This window comes from Salmonella sp. SAL00672 (assembly GCF_046552175.1).
GTDB lineage: Bacteria > Pseudomonadota > Gammaproteobacteria > Enterobacterales > Enterobacteriaceae > Salmonella > Salmonella enterica.
Genome location: NZ_JBGDUQ010000007.1, coordinates 107093 through 128691, shown reverse-complemented (window position 1 = coordinate 128691; position 21599 = coordinate 107093). Strand labels below are relative to the sequence as shown.

The window sequence follows — 21599 nt, the reverse complement described above, 5'->3', positions numbered from 1 at the left end:
CTGTCTTTACTGAATCTCAGATAATAGCTGCGGCTCGCCAATTAAATATCCCTGAAGATAGTCGATCCCCAACGAGAGCACGACGCTTCGTATTTCTTCGCTCTCGACATACTCCGCGACGACCTGCATATTTTTCATTCGCGCTAAATGACAAATAGAAGCCACAATCTGATAATCGAGACTGTTTGACACTATATTGCGAATAAAACTGCCATCAATTTTAAGAATATCGGCGTCAACGTTTTTCAGCCGCGCATAGCTGGCGTAGCCAGTACCGAAATCATCAATCGCTATCTGACAGCCAAACTGCTGTAGCTGTCCCAGCGTCAACTGCGCCTGCTCAGCATTGGTGAGAGAGTTGCTTTCCGTTACCTCAAAAACCAGTTGCCAGGGTTCAACCTGATATTGCGTAAGCAACTGCTTAACTTCTGCAGGGAAACGAGCGCGGCATACCGATGTTGGCGACAGATTAATGGCAAAACGATGCGCGGGCATATATTCCCGGCTGGCCGCCATAAACCGCAGCGTGTTTTCAATCACCCAGAGATCGATAGCGGAAGACAAACCAAACTCATGCGCCACGGGTAAAAAATTGTCCGGGTTGATAACGTCGCCGTTGTCATCCCTGAGTCGCAGTAAAATTTCATGGTAAACGTCCCCACGAACGCCGAAAATAGGCTGCGCCATCAGGAAAAAATGATCGTGCTCCAACGCCTGTTGCAGCCGATTCATCATCGCAATTCTGCCCTTCAAATCGCGCTGCAGGTGCATTGCGCCGCGCCGCTGTAAATCCTCCGGCGCGTTAGTCGTCAACGAAAGATCGGAACTGGTGCTTAATTCGCCCAACAGCAGATAAAGGTGGCTAACCGGAGAACGCACGCAGCAGTAGCTCACGCCGACAGGCGGCTGTAGCGGCAGTCCGTCCCAGATAAACCGAAACTGCTTAATATGTTTATCCAGCGCTTCAATACGCTGCTGATGCGACTCTGTATTAAGACGCAGCACCAGGTCGTGCCCTGACATCTGGTAGACGCACTCATTTGAGGCCAGCATCGGCGTAATCCAGTGAGAGAGCTTTTGCTTATACTGGATGCGTAACATGACGCCATAATTTTTACCCAATAGCTCCAGGCCCGGCACGTGTAAAAAACAGATCGTAGACCAGGGCGCATTTTGGAGCGCGCGGTTTAACGCACGTAAATTGGGAAGATGTACAACCGGGTCAAGATAGGCCAGCCGCCGTGCGCGACCACTCACTACGCGCTGACGCGTGGCCAGTACAGACATATAATTAACAATAAAAGAAAAAACCAGATAGCTCGAAGAGGTAATCGCTAATTGCGTATCATAACCTGAATACCAGGGCATATAACGCTGATAATAATGAATCGACGTAATTAACACGACGGCCCAGATAATTGAAATAAACTTATAGCCATAGCGCATCGCGCCCCACAGCATGACCGGCAATAATAACGAAAGTGTATAGTTAGTACTAAATATTGAGCTATTATCAGTCAATGGCATACACAGTATAAACATTAGTGTAGTCAATACGGCCAGCCAAATAACGATCTCTTTTTTAGTGGCCTTACTATCAATCTGTAGCTTTAATTGCTGATAATACCCCCGCAGGTGCAGCGGATTGCGGAGAGTACGAATAATAAAATAGCACAATGGCACGCCGACAAGGTTACCGACCAGTAACGCCTGGTAATTAATCAGCGTGTTGATATTAAAGGGCATTACCCCCATCAGGCTGGCTTTGCTTTCGTACATGCCAACAAAAGCGGCAAACTGGTAGATGACAAGAAATAATGTTGCAGAACAAAATACCTGCCAGAATATTCGTTGAAACAGCAGGTGGGCGTCGCCGTGGGAAACATTGTTTCGCCGGGGGGAAAAGACACGATAGCCGCCCCAGCTTAGCACGATAGTAATGATAAAGTGCATCGTCACGGAAAGGGTTTCATACAGCCCTGTCTGCGGGTATCTGCGCCAGAAGATAGCAAGCACAATGCCCGGCAGTGCTGCCCAGCCGAAAAAGAGCATCAGGCTAAGCATAAAAGCTAACGGCAGGTAAAAAAGAACCACATTTCCAGTGCTGGTAAGCGCATAAGTATTTGCGCTACTTAAAACAGGCAGTAAAATCGAAGGGAGAATGAGCGGTAGTCCCCACCATTTATCTCTGATATTTATATAAGTTTTATTTAGTTTCATAGATGCTCAGCAGAACCCCCCAATCCCAAAGGGGCGTTAACAGACAGGCATCCCACCTGACTTTAAATTGATGATGCGATATACATCACACGATAGTCATCGATTGTAATTATTAAACAAAAGTAACATTTGATTTAAGTCAATTATTACCTTTCTCCTGCAGCCTTTATTCGCCTTTTTATTCTTTGTTATCATTAATTTATTATTAATGTAAATACTAAAATTATCTTCCATAACAATATAAGATAAATCAACTGACGCAATTTTACATTAAGAGGAATTGACCATCGGTTCGCAGTATGCCTTAATGTAGAGTGAACGCAGGCTTGTTACGTTCTTCGCCTTGATAATACCCTTGAAGAACCCAGCCTGATCCCGCCCATACCGCTGGGCCAACGTTAAGGAACCCTTTGTGAGTCAGGCCAACAGTATGCGAAAACGACATCGATTTAACACTCGCATGACCCGTATCGTACTGCTTATCAGTTTTCTCTTCTTCTTTGGACGTTTCGTCTACTCTTCTATCGGCGCCTGGCAGCACCATCAGGATAAAAAAGAAGCGCAACAGTCATCGCTTTCTGTCACCACACCGGGACAACGTTAAGCTGTTATCCGTTAAAAAGCCCGCGCAAGAAAAAGAAGCTTTAGCGTTAACGCAAAAAGACAATCCCACTCAATGGGTTCAGGCCATGATCAGACGCTTAAAGAGCAACCGCGGGATATCCAGCCTGGGTGATAAGATCACATGCGCGGTTACTAAGATTCCCTCGACCGAATACAAAACCCGATAGCCTTCAGCGTGGTTAAACTCCCGGTAGCTGGCACAGCCAATTTTCAGCAGTTCAGGGCAACCAGTTCTACCTACGAGGGGTAAACCTCGTGGGACAACTCCAGTAACATTAATTGCTTCTAAGTACATCAGTAATTGGTTGAACTATAAACTGCCACCTGGGATCAGATTACCAACGTTGACAGGCAAAACTATCAACTCATTACAGCTAAGCTCAACGAATAATTTAGGTCGTTTCGTTGGTCGTAATGTACCCTGGCTCGGTTGGGTTATGACATTCACTACGATTTATGATATCCAGCGTAATATTAAAGATACATTTAATCGTGTGGCGGTTCCTAAAGATCGCATTCAGTGGACGTACTTCTAATGAGAGATATTGAGAAAGAAATTATCGATTTTATCGATCAGGAATATAACACTAAAAAGTACTTTCTCTGTGGGCCAAAGCGAACCATCACGCTTGATATCAGTATTAGGGATGATCTAAAACTCGTTTTTGAAGATAGTGAAGAACTTCTACAAGAGTACTTCAAGCGTTGGAATGTAGATTCAGAAGGATTTGACATACTCAACTATCTGAATCCAGAGTACTTTGGAAGTAAAGAGCCTGATCCGCGTAAGCCACTAACAGTTGGTATGCTCGTTGAAAGTGCTAAAACTGGACGTTGGTTATATAGTTGAAGAATAAAGTTATTATATTTTAAATACCCCTTATTTGGGCTGAATCGCCACGGATAACCTGGACACTTCTGAGTCGTTGGTAGATCTTTTTCTTTATCCGCTCACGCTTCAGTAGCTGGAAAAAGCTTTCTGCAACCGCATTATGACAGTTGCCACGACGGCTCATACTGCCCTCCAGTCCGTGCGATTTCAGCCATTCATAGCGGGTGTACTGACTACCCTGATCAGACTGAACCAGCACCTGTTTTTGGGGATGACGTCGCCACACGGCCATCAGAAGCGCATTCAGAACAATGTCTTTTGTCATTCGTGGTTGCATTGACCAACCGATAACTTTGCACGAGAACAAATCAACGACCACGGCAAGATACAACCAACCTTCGTGGGTTCGTAATTACGTCAAATTTGCCGCCAGGAGCTGTGCGCTACACAGAAAACTCATCTATGCACATAAATAAAAACCCTCTGCAAAAACAGAGGGTTAAATTCACTTTTACCTGTTCATGAAAACACAGGAAGGATTATCGGCTTATTCCCACTCAATGGTAGCCGGTGGTTTACCGCTGATGTCATACACCACACGGGAAATCCCGTTGACTTCATTGATGATGCGGTTGGAAACACGACCCAGGAAATCATACGGCAGATGCGCCCAGTGCGCGGTCATAAAGTCGATGGTTTCGACGGCACGCAGGGAGACCACCCAATCGTACTTACGACCATCGCCCATGACGCCAACGGAGCGTACTGGCAGGAAGACGGTGAACGCCTGGCTGACTTTGTCGTACAGATCCGCCTTACGCAGCTCTTCAATGAAGATAGCGTCCGCGCGACGCAGCAGGTCGCAGTACTCTTTCTTCACTTCGCCCAGTACGCGTACGCCGAGGCCCGGCCCCGGGAACGGGTGACGGTACAGCATGTCGTACGGCAGGCCCAGCTCCAGACCAATCTTACGCACTTCGTCTTTGAACAGCTCTTTCAGCGGTTCAACCAGCCCCATCTTCATCTCTTTCGGCAGGCCGCCGACATTGTGGTGAGATTTGATGACGTGCGCTTTACCGGTTGCAGACGCCGCAGATTCGATAACGTCAGGGTAGATGGTGCCCTGCGCCAGCCATTTCACGTCTTCCAGTTTCAGCGCTTCTTCGTCGAACACTTCCACAAAAACACGGCCAATGATCTTACGCTTGGCTTCTGGATCGTTTTCGCCAGCCAACGCGGACAGGAAGCGCTCTTCCGCCGGAACGTGAACGATATTCAGGCCAAAATGGTCGCCAAACATGTCCATCACCTGCTCGGCTTCGTTGAGACGCAGCAGGCCGTTGTCGACGAATACACAGGTCAGATTTTTACCGATGGCGCGGTGCAGCAGCATGGCGGTGACGGAAGAATCCACGCCGCCGGAGAGACCGAGGATCACTTTGTCGTCGCCCACCTGCTCGCGAATGCGCGCCACGGCGTCGTCGATGATCTTCGCCGGCGTCCACAGGGCTTCACACTGGCAGATATCACGCACAAAACGCTCCAGCATGCGCATACCCTGGCGGGTGTGGGTCACTTCCGGGTGGAACTGTACGCCGTAGAAGCGTTTTTCTTCGTTGGCCATAATGGCGAACGGACAGCTCTCGGTGCTGGCGACGGTCACGAAGTCGGACGGAATCGCCGTCACTTTATCGCCGTGGCTCATCCACACGTCCAGCAGCGGTTTGCCGTCTGCGGTCAGGGAATCTTCAATACCGCGAACCAGCGCGCTGTCGGTCAGCACTTCGACCTGCGCGTAACCAAATTCACGCTCATTAGAACCTTCTACATGACCGCCAAGCTGCATCGCCATGGTCTGCATCCCGTAGCAGACGCCAAATACCGGCACGCCTGCTTCAAAGACATACTGCGGCGCGCGCGGGCTGTTTTCTTCGGTGGTGCTTTCCGGGCCGCCGGAAAGAATAATGCCGCTTGGGTTGAAGTCACGAATTTGTGCTTCTGTCACATCCCACGCCCACAGTTCGCAGTAAACACCCAGCTCACGCACGCGGCGTGCAACCAGTTGAGTGTACTGAGAACCGAAGTCCAGAATGAGGATGCGATGCTTATGAATGTTTTCCGTCATTGACGCTTATTCCGAGGCAAGTGAAACAGATTAAATAAATCGCCCGACGCGAAGGTCGGGCGAAGAAAATCAGGAGCCCAGACGGTAGTTCGGGGACTCTTTGGTGATGGTCACGTCGTGAACGTGGCTTTCCTGGATACCCGCACCGCTGATACGCACAAACTCCGCTTTAGTACGCAGTTCGTCGATGGTAGCACAACCGGTCAGCCCCATACAGGAGCGCAGGCCGCCCATCTGCTGGTGAATGATCTCTTTCAGGCGGCCTTTATAGGCTACGCGGCCTTCGATACCTTCCGGCACCAGTTTGTCGGCGGCGTTGTCGCTCTGGAAGTAACGGTCGGAGGAACCTTTGGACATCGCGCCCAGCGAGCCCATGCCGCGGTAAGATTTGTACGAACGGCCCTGGTAGAGTTCGATTTCGCCCGGGGATTCTTCCGTACCGGCCAGCATAGAGCCCACCATTACCGCGCTCGCGCCTGCGGCGATGGCTTTGGCGATATCGCCGGAGAAGCGAATACCGCCGTCAGCGATAACCGGAATTCCGGTGCCTTCCAGCGCTTCAACTGCGTCGGAAACAGCGGTGATCTGCGGAACGCCCACACCAGTCACGATACGAGTCGTACAGATGGAACCCGGGCCGATACCCACTTTCACCGCGCTGCAACCGGCTTCCGCCAGTGCGCGAGCGCCTGCGCCCGTCGCAACGTTGCCGCCGATGATTTGCAGGTCAGGATATTTAGCGCGCGTCTCACGGATACGTTGCAACACGCCTTCTGAATGACCGTGAGAAGAGTCGATCAGCAGGACGTCAACGCCTGCCGCCACCAGCGCGTCAACGCGCTCTTCGTTGCCCGCGCCTGCGCCGACCGCCGCGCCGACACGTAAACGGCCCTGCTCATCTTTACAGGAGTTTGGTTTACGTTCCGCTTTCTGGAAATCTTTTACGGTAATCATGCCAAGCAGATGGAAGTTATCATCAACGACCAGCGCTTTTTCTACGCGTTTTTCGTGCATTTTTGCCAGCACGACTTCACGGGCTTCGCCTTCACGAACGGTCACCAGACGCTCTTTCGGCGTCATGTAAACACTCACCGGCTGGTTCAGGTCAGTCACAAAACGCACGTCACGACCGGTGATGATACCCACCAGCTCGTTATCTTCAGTCACCACCGGATAGCCCGCAAAACCGTTACGCTCGGTCAGGGCTTTCACTTCATGCAACGTGGTGGTTGGCAGGACGGTCTGCGGGTCGGTCACTACGCCGGACTCGTGTTTCTTCACGCGGCGAACTTCTTCCGCCTGGCGCTCAATAGACATGTTTTTGTGGATAAAACCAATGCCGCCTTCCTGGGCCAGGGCAATTGCCAGGCGCGCTTCCGTCACGGTGTCCATCGCCGCAGAAAGCATAGGAATATTCAGACGAATAGTTTTCGTCAACTGCGTGCTGAGATCGGCAGTATTCGGCAAAACGGTGGAGTGAGCGGGAACAAGGAGGACGTCGTCAAACGTCAGGGCTTCTTTAGCGATACGTAGCATGGGCAATATCTCACCTGGGAGGTTAATAAATATTGCCGCGGCATTATACAGAACGTAATCGGTTGCATCTACATTTTTTTGCAAATAGTGCTTGCGATCCCCCGTGAGCAGGTTACTATCGATTGAATAACCTGCTGATTTAGAATTTGATCCCGCTCACATGTTATCCTCTCAAACTTCCTCAATTTTTACCGTAAGCCGCCTTAACCAGACGGTTCGTCTGCTGTTAGAACAGGAGATGGGACAGGTATGGATCAGCGGCGAGATTTCTAATTTCACGCAGCCTGCGTCGGGCCACTGGTACTTTACGCTCAAAGACGATACCGCTCAGGTGCGCTGTGCGATGTTCCGTAACAGCAACCGCCGGGTGACGTTCCGTCCGCAGCACGGGCAGCAGGTGCTGGTACGCGCCAATATCACGCTGTACGAGCCGCGCGGCGATTATCAAGTCATCGCCGAAAGTATGCAGCCCGCGGGCGAAGGCTTGTTGCAGCAGAAATATGAGCAGCTAAAAGCCAAACTCCAGGCCGAAGGCTTGTTCGATCAGCAGCATAAACAGCCGTTGCCCTCCCCGGCCCACTGCGTGGGGGTGATCACTTCGAAAACCGGCGCGGCGCTGCACGATATTCTCCATGTGCTGAAGCGTCGTGACCCATCCCTACCCGTTATTATCTATCCGACGGCGGTCCAGGGCGACGACGCGCCGGGGCAGATCGTTCGTGCTATCGAACTGGCAAACGCGCGCGGCGAGTGCGACGTGCTGATCGTCGGGCGCGGCGGCGGTTCGCTGGAAGATTTGTGGAGTTTTAACGACGAACGCGTGGCGCGGGCTATTTTTGCCAGCCGTATTCCGGTGGTCAGCGCCGTCGGTCACGAAACCGACGTCACTATCGCCGATTTTGTCGCCGACCTGCGCGCGCCGACGCCATCAGCAGCGGCAGAAATTGTCAGCCGCAACCAGCAGGAGTTGTTGCGTCAGATCCAGTCCGCCCAGCAGCGTCTGGGCATGGCGATGGACTACTACCTCGCCAACCGCAGCCGTCGTTTCACGCAGATTTTTCACCGTCTGCAACAACAACATCCGCAACTGCGTCTGGCCCGTCAGCAAACCGCGCTGGAACGTCTACGCCAACGGATGGGATTTGCGCTTGAGGCCAGGATTAAGCAGGCCACTCAGCGTCAGCAACGCGTAAGTCAACGCCTGAGCCAGCAAAATCCGCAGCCGCGCATTCACCGCGCGCAGTCGCGCATCCAACAGCTGGAATATCGTCTGACGGAGAATATCCGCTCACGGTTAAGCGAACAGCGCGAACGTTTCGGCAACGCGGTCACGCATCTGGAAGCGGTCAGCCCGTTGGCCACGCTGGCGCGCGGCTATACGGTTTCGACGACAACGGACGGCAAGGTGCTGAAAAAGATCAAACAGGTCAACGCAGGCGATATCATGACCACGCGGCTGGAGGACGGTTGGCTTGAAAGTGAAGTCAAATCCGTCACGCCGGGCACGTAATCCAACACTCCCTCACTCTTTGCAGCGCGATGTTGGGTTTCGACTTCGCCTCAGCCAACCTACGCGCCACGTCGGATAAGGTGTAGCCGCAATCCGACGATCAACCGGTTTGTCATTCGCCTCAAAACCGGGCGGGGAACACCCGCCCGGTTTTGTCTAACTTACCAGTTATAGCGCAGATTGAGGCTACCGTTCAGATCGCCAAAATCGTTGCTGCCAGTCTGCCCGGCAACCTGAGCGCGAACGCTCCACTGCTTATCGATATCTGCCTGCAGACCTACTTTCAGCTCCGCACGGTTAGCCGGAAGATCCTGTTTCACCGTGGCATCATCAAACGATACCGACACATCATCGCTGGTGTGCAGCCAGTTAGCTTCAGCAAACGGCTGGATAACCGTACGGCTGCCTTTGTACAGCTTGCCGTCAACACGCAGACCCAGACGCGTTGTCCAACTGTCGCCATCCTGACCATCGATCCGGGTGCCGTAGTTATCCTTCACGCTATCCGCTGAGTAATTCTGCCAGACAACCTGCGCCTGCGGCGTCAGACTGACAGTATTACCGTTGCTAAGCGCAATATCGTAGCGATAACCAGTTTCCAGCGAGACGGCGTTAGCGGTTGAATCATAAGATTCAGATCCCGCATCACCGCTCTCTACGCTGTTGTTGTAGAAACCATATTGGTACCAGCTGTCGACATACGCGCCGCTATGCGTTTGGGCATCGGCAAACCAGGTGGCATAGACGCCAAGGTTATAGCCGTCTACGTTGCCGCTACTGGTGAACTGGCTACCGTCCGCGCCACGGTTACCGGTGCTGTCGGTATCGGCGTTGATGTAGCTCGCCATGACGCCAACGGTAACGCTCTGCTGGCCGTTGCCCCAGGCCAGAATGTCGCCGCCTAACTGGAACTGGGAGTAGTTGCTGTCCATATCGATATTGCCGCTGACAGCCTCGGATTCCGCTTTACCCGCTTTGAAGCGCGCCCATACGCTGCCATCTGCGTTACGATACTGGCTGCCCTCGCGGTCATAGAGGGTCTGCATTTGCAGGTTGCGCGCCATCCACTGGTTGCCCATGTACGCGCCGATATCCGCACGGTACTGCGGTGCGACATCGCCGCCATCGTCCGGAGGCGTGACATTACCGCCATCGCCGCCATCGTCCGGAGGCGTGACATTACCGCCATCGTCACCGCCATCCGAAGGCGTGACATCACTGTCATCACCACCGCTGTCGTCATCATCAGACTGTGCTTTTGACGCCAGATACCAGTCGTTGTCACTTTCATTCCAGTACAGACGGTAGGTATACAGACTGGCGTTAACTTCATTTTTTAACACAAACGCATCGCTGGTCGATACGCCGCCAACATCCACCACTTCAATACCGTTAGTGGTCTGTGCTCCATCGCCGATGCCGTTGATGTACAGATCGGTGGTGCCGGAGGCATCGCCGGTAATGACTAACTTATCGGTCGCCGAATCATCGTCGCCCAGGACGGTATTCAGGTAAAGCGAGCCGCCGTTGCCAGTGTAATTGCCATCGACATAAAGCGTATTGCCCGGCGTGCTGGCACTGCTACCGCTGGTTATTGTCCCCATGTTGATCAGATCGCCATTGAGGGTGAAGATGGCGCCTGTTTCCTCGCTGTCGCCAAAGACCAGCGTCCCTTCGTTGGTCACCTTACCGTTAACGGTCGTACCATTGCTGCCGCCGAAGGTCGCCCCGGAAGCGACGTTCACCGCCTGCTGGCTGCCCATTTCGCCAATCGAGCCGTCTCCGGACAGCCACAGCGTGCCTTCCTGTACGTTAGTATCGCCGGTGTAAGTGTTCACGCCGCTCAGCGTCAGTTTACCCGCGCCCAGTTTGGTCAGCGATTTACCGTCCCAGTCGCCGTTGCCGGTTTTATCGCCCAGTACGCTGGTGACTTCAAAACTGTCGCCTGCGCCCAGGGTAAACGTGCCGTGTGCTGGCGTCGCTGACGTGGCGGTCGCATTCCAGCTCAGCCCTTCGGTAAGCAGATATTCTGACGCATCTTCAGGATTGATTGTTCCGGTTACGGTCAGATAGTCCGGCTTGTCGGTGAGGTTCATCGTCAGGCTGGTAAAGTCGCCGCTGATATCGCTGTCCATATCGATCAGTTTAAAGGACTGGAACTCCGCGTCGGAGGCGCGCGCTTGCAGGCTGGCGTCGCTGACGACCAAATCACCGCCAAGCGTGGCGCTGCCACCGGTAATCAGCGGTTGCACTGAGTCACTATTCAGCTCAACGTTCAGCGTACTGCCATCTTCCTGAATTAACGCGCTGTCGCCGAGATCCAACGAGGTGCCGAGCGCCAGTTGGGTCGTCGCGCCGCTATGAGTGGTGATGCCGCCCGCCGCGCTGACTTCACCGTCTGCGTCCAGCACCAGCGTGGCGTTATTGTCCACCAGACCGGTGCCCAGCGCCGTCGTGCTGGCGGCGACCAGCGTACCTTCATTGATTGTAGTGCCGCCGCTGTAGTCGTTGTCGCCGGAGAGGATCAGCGTGCCTGCGCCTTCTTTGGTCAGCGACTTACCGTCCCATGTGCTACCCGGATCCAGCGTATCGTCAACGTCTGTCAGTGTAGCCGCAACGTTAAAGCTGCCGTCAGGGTCACTTAGCGTAAAGGTGCCGTGGGCGTCGGTAGAAGCGTTGTCTCTGTCCGCATACCAGGAGAGGGAGGCCGTCAGATCATAGTTTGTGCTGTCTGCTTCGTCGACTTTTCCGTCGATGGTCAGGAAGTCAACATCTTCGCTATTCATTCCCGCGACGGTCAGATCATTGAAATCGGTCGTAATGGCGCTGTCGCTGTCAATCAGCGTGTAGGTGTATGCCTCAGGCGTCCAGCTGTCTGTGACGTTGCCGATCCCCGTAATGTTGAGCGCACCAGCCAACGAGACGCTGTCGGCGGTAATGGCGCTTTCACCATTAGTCTTACTGAGGTCAATATTCAGCGTACTATCGGCTTGCTGAGTCAGCGAGTCGACGTTGAGCGTCGTACCTTTGGACAGCTCAGTCGTTGCTCCAGACTGGGTCGTGACATTCGCAAGGTTGAATTCGCCCTCCGCGTCCAGCTTCAGCGTACCCGCGTTATCGACATCACCGCCGCCCAGCGCGTTAACGTTGGCGGCAATCAGCGTACCGCCGGAAATAGTGGTGCCGCCGGAGTAATCGTTGTCGCCGCTTAACGTCAGCTCGCCCGTGCCGGTTTTCACCAGCGAACCGGTGCCGGAAAGCGTATTTTTCAGCTTGCCCTCGCCGACCTGAAGCACGCCGCTGTTAGCAACAGCGCCAGTGCCCAGCGAATCTGCATGGTCAGCCGTCAGCGTACCGCCGGAAATAGTGGTGCCGCCGGAGTAATCGTTGTCGCCGCTTAACGTCAGCTCGCCCGTACCGGTTTTCACCAGCGAACCACTGCCGGAAAGGGTGTTTTCCAGCTCGCCTTCGCCGACCTGAAGCACGCCGCTGTTGGCAACAGCCCCGGTACCCAGCGAATCTGCATGGTCAGCAATCAGCGTGCCGTCGGAAATAGTGGTACCGCCGCTGTAGTTGTTATCGCCGGTCACGATCAGCTCATCGCTACCGCTTTTGACAATTTGGCCCTCGCCGGTCACGTTGTTATCCAGCGTGCCCTGGCTCAGCGCAAGCGTTGCGTTTTCTGCAATGGCCACGTCGCCGCTGCCGAGCGCGGCGGCATCATTCGCAGACAGCGTACCGCCGTTAATGACGGTGTCGCCGTAGTCGTTCGCCGTGTTGCTGAGGATGAGCGTGCCATCGCCTTCTTTGGTCAGCGTTTCGCCGTCCCAGCCGCCAGGTACGGGGGAAACCTTACTCAGCTCGCTGGTAACTTCAAACGTTTCATTATCGCCGAGGGTGAAGGTGCCGCTCGCTTCGCTAATGGAAGTCGCGTTAGCATTCCAACTGAGCTGCTGCTCCAGAACGAAGTTGGTGTTATCGTTAGCGTCAACGTCGACGCCGAAGGTCAGGTAATCTGGCAGTGAGTCGGTGTCGATATTCGTTGTCAGACTGTCAACATTGGTGCTTATTGCATTATCAGAATCAATCAGGGTAATTGACTTGAACTGTTGATCCGATGTCGGGTCTCCAAAAGCCGCTGTTGAATCGAGATTTAAGGTCAGTGAACCATCAAGCGTGGCGCTACCGGTGGTGATAACCGGGGAGTCAGTGGCAGATAGCGTGATGTTCAGTTGGCTATCGTTTTGTAGCGTGAGCGCGTTGGTGATTTGTAATGTTTTTGCCGAAGCGCTACCGTCTCCGAGGGTAATTTCGCCATAGCTGGTCAGGCTTCCGAGCGCCGAACTGCCGGTCATGGTCCACTGGCTGTCGGCGTCGAGTGTTAATGAGCTATGAACGCCGTTGACGCTCCCTTGCAGTGAAGAATTGGTCAGTGACAAGGACGATGCGGTGATTCCCGCGTCAACGTTGCCATCAAGCGTTGTACTGTTAGTAGCCTTTACGGTCACAGCGCTGTCCAGTTTGATGGCGGTCGGGCCGGTCAATGTGCTGTTGTTGAGCTCGATAGGGTCGTTAATATTCGTTTTGCTGTCAACGTGCAGCGCGGCGGCGGTTTTGGAAGTGACGTCCGCATTATTGACGGTTAACGCGTTAGTATCATCATACCAACTGCTTTTACCTTTGCTGGTTATAAAGATGCCGTCGCCGTCGGCGTTGATGGTGGCGCCGTCAATGTCCACGCTGGAGGCAAGGATTTTAATACCGATGCCTTTGGAGTTGACGCTCATCTGACTCTTATCATCACCGAAAACGTTCAGCGTCGACGCGCTTGAGGCCTCAATGGCGGCGCCTGTGGCGTTATTGTGCGTGACGGAAGAGTTCTTGATATTGAGAATACCCCGGTTGGCGGCAACAACCGTACTATTCGCGCCCGTAGAACTCACCGTACTATCGCTCACATTCAGGAAGGCGTTACCGTTCGTGTCGCCAACCACACGCAGTTGTCCGCTCGTGAGCGTGATGTCACTCCCGTCCGTGATGTTCAGCGTGCTGCCTTGCTGCGACACTATGCTGCTAGTTGTTTCCGCCGTTGCGGTGACCTCGGTGCCAATCAGGGTGGCTTGTGAATTATTATAGAGCATCAAAATGCCATAATTACCTTCAACCTCGAGGCTTCCTCCATTCAACCTTATTTTACTTTGCTCGTCGAGGCTGATACCGGCGGTATAGTTCCCCTTCGTATAAATTTCTGCCTCGGTCAGTTCAAGTGTTGCTCCCCGATAGAGCGAAACCGCTGTAGCCACCGCATCACTGCCACTCGAAAGGGGGGCCCCGCCGCCGTCCGTTCCAATCTCGATATTCGTGCCAGTGGCTGAAGTGGGCTGCCAGCCCTGGCCTTGAGTGGGTAAGCCTTCGAGATACAGCGCGGTGCCTTCACCAGTACCAGAATAGGAAATTGGCGGCGTTTCTGCGCTCAGATCGTGGTCGACTCCGTCAATGTATGACACCGGATTATCGGCGATGGCCAGCGGGCTGGCAAAGCCAAGCGCGGCAACAATTGCCAGGGCCAGCGCATGGTGTCTTGCCCATCCTGAATCAGGCTTTTTAATAGAAGGGGCGACTTCATTAGCGTGCGCCTGTATTTTAACTTTGCTGTGGCTTCGCGCCAGTTCTGAAGCTACGACATACATATTTCGCACGGCGCTCCAGACGATACTGTAGGTCCTGTTCAATTTTTAAATTTCCTTTTAATAATGTTCACGAAGCAAACTTGATTTGATTGGCTGCAAATAGCTTTTAAATGGTGTATATAAATGAGTTAAATAATAAATAACAAAAATATGATTCTATGAATGGTTGCTGTTATCTGTAACAATGTATTATCAAAGCCAAATTATTAACTAATTTCAAGCCTTATTTCAATGCCAGGTCAGCTTCTGGTTAATTTATAATTAATATGAATATATTCATCTATTTAATAAATATTTATATTATGAATAACATTTAATGATTTCATATATTCAGATAAATAGATACGTGAGATAAAAGGTGTGATTATCATGCGACACCTGGTGTTATTTTAAATATAGGTAGCGCCAGATGCCGGGTTGCAGAAGGGAGACGGCGCTTTTACACACGCGCGGCAAACGGTGGTGGCGCCAATTAGCAGAACATATACTTTTCAATGAATGCTCCGATCGCTTTTTCATGAAGCTCAATTGAACGTGAAAAGCAGATTATTTTCGTGCCAGACGCGTAATACGTTACTCCACGCACGTCGCATAACCTGCTGTACTTGCCGGCTGAATGGCGCAGTTTTGCTGCTTAGTATTCTCATCCACGCCGCAATACATGCCGCCGCTCGAGGTTGATTTAGATAAATAGGGATAGCCCTGCGTCGGCCAGCCTAACGAGCTAATTGAATGATACAGCGTCAACAGGTCGTTATTATCCAGTGCTTTGCTAAGGCTACCGCACTGTTTGGCAATATCCCATTTCGTGTTGTCCACCGTATGCGCCATCGCCCAGTACTCGTTATTTGCATGCACTCCGTTGGTAAATACTGGCGTTACGCCTGACAGCATCTCAGCCTGAAGCCACGGACGATGCAGCGTTTTTCCGTTGACGGATGTCGTATCCGACATATTTCCCCAGAACAACGCTTTATCCGTATCCGGGCTGGTAAGTACCATAAAAATCACATCCAGCGATGCGTGAAGAGTCGTATTGTCCGTCACTTTCACCGTGAGTGGCGTTTTCAACCCCAGGCTTTTATCCTGATTAAGCGTAAACGTTGCCGTACCGTCGCTGCCGGTAGTGCCGGTAAAGACAATCCCGGTGGTGGTCATACTTTGGCTGGCGCTTGCGGGAGTCAGCTCTTTAAGCATGAGATCGTCTGCTCCGGCATCCGCTGCCACGTCGCCATCCGTTATAACCATACCTGCCCGATTTTTCGAATCGCCACGTGACAACGTAAAACCGACGTTGGCGACCGGGTTACCGCTGCTATCTTTTACCGTCACCGTTAACGGCATCGCACTTCCCTTCGCCACTACCGCCGCATTTTTCGCGCTGTCCATCGCCGTCGAGGTCAGCGTAATACTGGCAGGAGTAGAAGTACGCGGCTCGACCAGACACACCTGAGCGCCGGTGGCAGTCGATGAACTGGCGGTGCCCTTACCGCCGCTATTCAGGTTTATAAATTGGTAATATCCGGTATTCGGCGCACGATCCGCCGCCCACCAGGATTTGTTCCCCGCCACCGGCCAGCCGTAATTTGTACCGATTGCGCCGTTAGGATTGTCGCTATACAACGTTTGCAGATCGCCCGACAACGGCTGGTATTCCGCATCACAGCCGGTTGCGCCCGCTTTTTCAGTGTTCGCTGCGGTGACTAAGGGCCATGTTTCATTGTTAACCAGGTAAGTACCGCTATTCGACGTCATCTCCGCCGCCAGCAGCGGACGCCGGAACTTCACGCCCGCGCTGTTGGTCACGGTTTCCGGCATGTGTCCCCAGTATTTAGCTTTATCACTGTCCGGGCTGGTCACTACGGTAAAGATTGCGTCTTTGCTGTCTGTCAGGTTGCTGCCGTCCATCGTGGCGGCGCTGATAGTGGTTTTTAAACCGGCGGTACTGTCCTGCGCAAGGGTAAATGTCACCTGTCCCTGGGCATCAGTTTGCGCATACAGATATTTCGCCGACGTATCCAGCAGGTATGTCGCCAGGCCGGACGGCATCACATTACGCAGCGTAATATCGTCTGTGATGCTTGAGGACGATGTGGCGCTGTTGGCGCGATTGTACGAAGATCCGCGGCTGATTTTCACCATCACGTTTTTCATCGGCTGACCTGCGGCGTCTTTCACGTCGATGGTGGCGGCCATCTGCTCGCCCTTCTTCGCCTTTGCGCTTCCGGTGGTTTCATCCTGGCCTGCCAGCGTCAGCGTCAGGCTGGCGGCGGCGCTGCGCGGCGAGGCAAGACAGGTCTGCATGTAGTACATCGAGGTGCTGGTCGTCGTTTTGACATCATTGCCGTCGTTAAACAGGTTGACCGCCGCGTAGAGCGACTTCGTGCCGTCTGACGATATCACGTAATCCCCCGCCCACCAGTAGCGGCTGACGTTGTTGTTGCCTGAACTGGTCATCGGCCAGCCGTTACGGCTGCGCATGGCGTTATCAGGCCAGGTACTGTACAGCGTCTGGAGGTTGCTGACGGTGGGCAGATAATTGCGCCCGCAGCCGCCGCCGGCGCCGACGCCGTTCCAGGCTTTATCGACGGTTATCATGCCCCAGGTTTCGCCTTTGTCGTAATAACCGTTGGCGATGGTCAGCGATTTGCCGGGCGTGGCGCTGAACTCGCTGGCCAGCAACGGGCGCTTGTACACCACGCCGCTGCTGTCGGTCAGCGTTTCCGCCATATGGCCCCAGTAGTTGGCTTTCGGCGTGTCCGGGCTGGTGACGACGGTAAAGATGACCGGTAGCGGCGCGCTCGTTACGCCGTTGTGCTCTATCGCCGCCGTCAGCGGCGTTTTAAAGCCCGCGCCGCTGTCCTGGCTGATATTCAGCGTCAGCGTGCCGTCAGCGCCGGTGGCGGTGTAATATTTAACGCCGCTGCTACGCCCGTCGCTGTGGTTTATCTGTATCTCCGCCGCCGACGCGCTATTCACTTCCTGATTCGCGCGCCCAACGCTGTCGCCGCGCGTAAAGATAACCGGCGTGTCGGCGGCCAGGTTGCCCTGGGCGTCCCGCGTGGTGATGATGACCGGGATGGTCTCGCCGACTTTCGCTTTGGCGAATCCGTCGCTGTCGTTATACACAGGCGAAGTGAGCGTTATCTGCGTCGCCGCCGGATGGGCGTTTTGCAGGCAGACGAAATAGAGTTGTTCACTCCACGCCAGTGAGCTAATACCGCCGTCGCGCAGATTAATCGACTTAACGTAGCGGTTTTCCGTACTCCTGCTCAAATCAGCGGTGCTGTTCTGGTAGTTTTTACCATCCAGCGGCCAGCCCTGCTGCGTATTCATGGCGCCGCCGGGCCTGGCGTCGTACAGCGATTGCAGATCAGCAAGTGTCGGTACGTATCCCGCGCCACAGGCGTCGTTCGCCACTTCAAAATCGACGATTCCCCAGGCTTCGTTGTTTTCCGTATTGTCGCCGTGGGTAAAGCCGCTGGCGATTTCAGCCGATAATAGCGGGCGCTTAAACACCACGCCGTTGGCCGCCGTGGTCGTTTCCGGCATATGGCCCCACATTTTGGCTTTGTCGCTATTAGGGCTGGTGACCACAGTAAAAATAGTGTCGATGCTGGCCGTCGCGCTGGCGTTATCGTACAGCGCCGCCGTAATCGCGACTTTCGTCCCGTGGGCATCCGGGCGGGTGACGTTGATGATTTTGCTGCCGTTTTCACCGGTCATGCCGCCGATTTTGGTGGCGGTGTCGTTGAGCGAATCGCCGTCAATCACTACCGCCGAGACGATGCCGTCGCCGCTGCCGGCGATATGTTTTTCCCCCTGACGGGTGTAGCCGTCGCCGCGGCTGAGCACAAACGGCGCTTGCGGCAGCGGATTGCCGCTGGCGTCTTTTACCGTCACTTTAAGCTGGAGCGTATCTCCCCTTTTCACCTTCACCGCGTGTTCGCTGTTCTCGTCATACCACAATGACGTATTCACCGGCTCAATGGTGATGGAGGCTGCCGTCGGATTTTTGCTGACCAGACAGCTCACGTAGTCCGACGCATCGCCGGAAGCGGTATAGCCGCCCGCAGCCAGTGATACCGCCTGCCATGTAGCGGCGCTGGCGAAGGTGGAAGACCAGTAGTCATACGTCGTCGGCCAGCCGGATACGGTGTGGATTTTATTGCCGTCGCTGGAGGCATACAGTGCGGCAAGCTGATCGGCGCGCGGCAGATGGCCGGCCTCGCAGCCCCCGGCGTTGGGGTTATTCAGCGCGTCGGCGTGGCTGACGCGCGCCCAGGTTTCGTTATCCTGCTCCTGGGTACGGGTGGCGGCAGTCGCTTCCGCCGCCAGCTTTGGCCGCTGGAATTCCATATCACTTACGGTGAGCGTGTCCGCCATATGGCCCCACATCTGCGCCTCCGGCGTATCGGGGCTGGTGGGAACGGTAAACTTCACGCTGCGGTTAACGGGGGTGGTGATCAGCGAGTTAACCGGCAGTACGGTCAGCGGCGTCAGCAAGCCGACGCCCTGCGGCTGTTCAATGACCAGCGTGGCGTTGCCCTCGGCATCGGTCATGCCCTGGTACGTCATCGACGCCTGGGAAGAGCCGAAAGACGTTCCGCCCATCACCAGCGCTCCGTCGCTGGGATCGGTAAAGCCCGTGGTGGCGTTGGCGCGATTTTTACCGTGCGACATGGTGACGGTAAAGCTGGCGTTGGGCACGCTTAACCCGTTCAGCGCGTTGACGGAATGGACGTTCATCGTAATTTTTTCGCCCACTTTGGCTACCGCATTACGTAACGACTCGTTGCCATCAAAGTACACGTCCAGGCTGGTCACCAACTCGTTACCGGAGCAGGAGAGATAGTTCGGTTCAGCGCCGCTGAACAGGCTGTCCGCGCCGGTCGCCAGGTTAACGTGCGCAGTGGTGGAACCATCGGTATCCGCCGCAATATAGCTATGTTTCTGTGTCGGCCAGCCGTAAGTCGTTTCCATCGTATTGCCGGAATGGGCTTCATACAGCGTATCCAGCAGCAGTTGTCCCGGCACCTGGCCTGCGCCGCACTGGTTTGTCGCCGCCGTCACGGAGTTAAACGTGGCCCAGTATTCGTTATTCTCAAATTCGGAACCGGTATCCTGCGCGGCCTCTTCCGCCAACAGCGGGCGTTTGTAAATATTGCCCGCTTCCACCACGCCCTGCATATGGCCCCACATACGCGCCTGCGTCACGTCCGGGCTGGTGACGACGGTAAAAATCACGTTCTGCGTCGCTTCCGTGCCGTCGAACAGCACCACGCGCACCGGGGTTAATACGCCAGCGCCCTTGTCCTGGGTCAGCGCCAGCGAAAACTGGCCGTTGGCATCGGTGACGCCGTGATAGTGACCGTCGCCGCCGTCCAGATTGGTGATAACTACCGGTTCATCCGTCCACTGATGCGCGGCATCAAGATCGGCGTTCTTCTGATTCTGGCGATTTTGCTCGTCGCCCAGGTAGACATTAAAGTAGCGATAAGGCAGCGGTTTATTGGTGGCGCTGTCGGTGACGGCGATCTTCATGTTGATCTCTTCGCCCACCTTCACTTTCGCCGCGTTGACCGTCGAATCAAAATTATCGGTGCTAATCACTAATTTCGGCGTGACCGCAGGCGAGGCTTTATCCACACAGCTCACCAGCGATTGCGTGGCGTCCGGCATCTGCGTAAGGGCGCGGCTGCGCATATCAATGCTGATGTGGTCAGTTGCGCTCGCCCCCTGTGAGGAGGACCAGTACTCTTCGTCACCGGATGTCCCCCCCACCGGCCAGCCGAGAGTGGTGGCTAAATCGCCACGCTCGATTTTTAACCCTTCCAGTTGGCGCGCATCCGGCAGAATATCGCAGTGCGTGTCGGCATGGCCCCAGGTGAACTGCGCCCAGGTTTCATTGTTGATGCTGGCGGTACGGTCTTCGCCCTCGGTTTCCGCCGCCAGTTTGGGGCGGTCAAAGGTGTAGCTTGCGCCGTCCACCGTGGCGGTGGAACTGTCCGCCATATGGCCGTACATGTTGGCGCTGCTGCTGTCCGGGCTGGTGAGGGTGGTAAAAATCACATCCGCGCTGGCTTTCAGCGCAGGCGCGCCCGACGGGTGCGCCATCAGCGGGGTTTTAACGCCCGGCCCGTTAGCCTGGGTGACGGTCACCGTCGCCACCCCTTCCGCGTTGGTCGTGCCGTGGTATTCGGTGGCAGTGGTGGTGAGTTCGGTGTTGCCGACGCGTACCGGCGCGGTATTGTTCACCACGCCCTGGCGGTTTTGCGCATCGCCGCGGGTAATCACAAACGCGATATTGCCCGCTGGCTCACCGTTACAACCTTTGGTATTCACCGTCAGCGTGATGCTTTCGCCCGCTTTCACCTTCGCGGCGTTAAGCGACTCATCCAGATGATCGGCGGTAAGGGTTACCGGGTCACCCACGGCGGGCGCGATATCCACGGCAAACTTTTGTTCAAGCACTTCGACCGCCGTGTTATAAGGCACGCCGGTGCGGGTAAGCAACCACAGCGGCGGCATAGCGGTTGAGGTATCCAGTTGCGACCAGACTACCAGATGGCGGCCTGCCATATTTTGCTCACAGAACGTCAGGTTTGCCGACGGCTGCGGAGACAGCGGCGTCTCCGGCGTGGCGGCGTCGGCCCATACCAGCGTGACGGAGGGTATCCGTTCACTCTGCCAGACCAGCGGCGGCTCGGCGAAAATATCGCCTTCGGCATCGCGCGGATTGGTTAAGGTCAGCGCGCTGCCGACATCACTGGTGCTGAACTGGCTGGGTTTCGCGGAATAATCGACGGGATTCGCTGCATCAGATCGCAACTGAACGCTGCCCTGATAAACCGGGATCGTCACGCCATCAGCCAGCGGCGGCGTGCCGTTAATGGCGGCAGTTGAGACGTCAGGCTCCTGCCATGGGGTGCAGCTTTGCGCCGCCTGGGCAAAAAAAGCGGTAACACAAAACAGACATGCCTGTAGCCCGGATAAAAGACGGGTATTCGTTTTCAGTTTCAATGCAGCACCTGGAATACATCCCTTTCTGACTATTCATTC

General features: G+C 54.4%; 10 protein-coding genes and 3 pseudogenes. 4 read left to right on the top strand and 9 right to left on the bottom strand.

The window, feature by feature from the left end:
* Window positions 1-6: 6 nt before the first annotated feature.
* Window positions 7-2220 (bottom strand): sensor domain-containing phosphodiesterase, encoded by a 2214-nt coding sequence (locus tag ACLJTG_RS17160; protein ID WP_000773648.1) that lies wholly within the window; start codon window positions 2218-2220, stop codon window positions 7-9.
* Between the two features lie 96 nt (window positions 2221-2316).
* Window positions 2317-2454, bottom strand: coding sequence for a hypothetical protein (locus ACLJTG_RS17155; RefSeq protein ID WP_001540598.1), 138 nt, complete (start codon window positions 2452-2454; stop codon window positions 2317-2319).
* Window positions 2455-2632: 178 nt separating this feature from the next.
* Here ACLJTG_RS17155 and ACLJTG_RS17150 point away from each other — a divergent pair, with 178 nt between their 5' ends.
* On the top strand, window positions 2633-2824 hold the full coding sequence (locus ACLJTG_RS17150; protein ID WP_000075924.1) for a YfgG family protein: 192 nt from the start codon (window positions 2633-2635) through the stop codon (window positions 2822-2824).
* A 78-nt stretch (window positions 2825-2902) separates the two neighbouring features.
* On the opposite strand, the gene ACLJTG_RS17145 is transcribed toward ACLJTG_RS17150, so the two are convergent.
* Window positions 2903-3139, bottom strand: coding sequence for a hypothetical protein (locus tag ACLJTG_RS17145; protein WP_024131631.1), 237 nt, complete (start codon window positions 3137-3139; stop codon window positions 2903-2905).
* Between ACLJTG_RS17145 and ACLJTG_RS17140 the strand changes: the two are divergent.
* Window positions 3063-3380: pseudogene (locus ACLJTG_RS17140) on the top strand (STM2901 family protein); the annotation flags it as partial. The gene ACLJTG_RS17145 and the pseudogene ACLJTG_RS17140 overlap by 77 nt on opposite strands.
* Window positions 3365-3694 (top strand): DUF1493 family protein, encoded by a 330-nt coding sequence (locus tag ACLJTG_RS17135; RefSeq protein ID WP_001576299.1) that lies wholly within the window; start codon window positions 3365-3367, stop codon window positions 3692-3694. The pseudogene ACLJTG_RS17140 and the gene ACLJTG_RS17135, both read left to right, overlap by 16 nt.
* Before the next feature lie 79 nt (window positions 3695-3773).
* Here ACLJTG_RS17135 and ACLJTG_RS17130 read toward each other — a convergent pair.
* The 3 genes and pseudogenes from ACLJTG_RS17130 to guaB all read right to left on the bottom strand — a co-directional run.
* Window positions 3774-4088: pseudogene (locus tag ACLJTG_RS17130) on the bottom strand (DDE-type integrase/transposase/recombinase); the annotation flags it as partial.
* A 135-nt stretch (window positions 4089-4223) separates the two neighbouring features.
* Window positions 4224-5801 (bottom strand): glutamine-hydrolyzing GMP synthase, encoded by a 1578-nt coding sequence (gene guaA / locus ACLJTG_RS17125; protein ID WP_000138296.1) that lies wholly within the window; start codon window positions 5799-5801, stop codon window positions 4224-4226.
* Between the two features lie 69 nt (window positions 5802-5870).
* Window positions 5871-7337, bottom strand: a complete 1467-nt coding sequence (gene guaB / locus ACLJTG_RS17120; protein WP_000944174.1) for an IMP dehydrogenase — start codon at window positions 7335-7337, stop codon at window positions 5871-5873.
* A gap of 160 nt (window positions 7338-7497) precedes the next feature.
* Here guaB and xseA point away from each other — a divergent pair, with 160 nt between their 5' ends.
* Window positions 7498-8847 (top strand): exodeoxyribonuclease VII large subunit, encoded by a 1350-nt coding sequence (xseA, locus tag ACLJTG_RS17115; RefSeq protein WP_000953179.1) that lies wholly within the window; start codon window positions 7498-7500, stop codon window positions 8845-8847.
* 161 nt (window positions 8848-9008) lie between these two features.
* On the opposite strand, the gene shdA is transcribed toward xseA, so the two are convergent.
* The 3 genes and pseudogenes from shdA to ACLJTG_RS17100 all read right to left on the bottom strand — a co-directional run bounded on the left by shdA (window position 9009) and on the right by ACLJTG_RS17100 (window position 21560).
* Window positions 9009-14579, bottom strand: coding sequence for a fibronectin-binding autotransporter adhesin ShdA (gene shdA, locus ACLJTG_RS17110; RefSeq protein WP_198898332.1), 5571 nt, complete (start codon window positions 14577-14579; stop codon window positions 9009-9011).
* A gap of 430 nt (window positions 14580-15009) precedes the next feature.
* Window positions 15010-15110 (bottom strand): annotated as a pseudogene (locus ACLJTG_RS17105) (IS1 family transposase); the annotation flags it as partial.
* Window positions 15111-21560 carry an adhesion domain-containing protein gene (locus ACLJTG_RS17100; RefSeq protein ID WP_410959029.1) on the bottom strand — a complete coding sequence of 2150 codons (6450 nt, stop codon included), beginning with the start codon at window positions 21558-21560 and terminating at the stop codon, window positions 15111-15113.
* Window positions 21561-21599 lie beyond the last annotated feature (39 nt).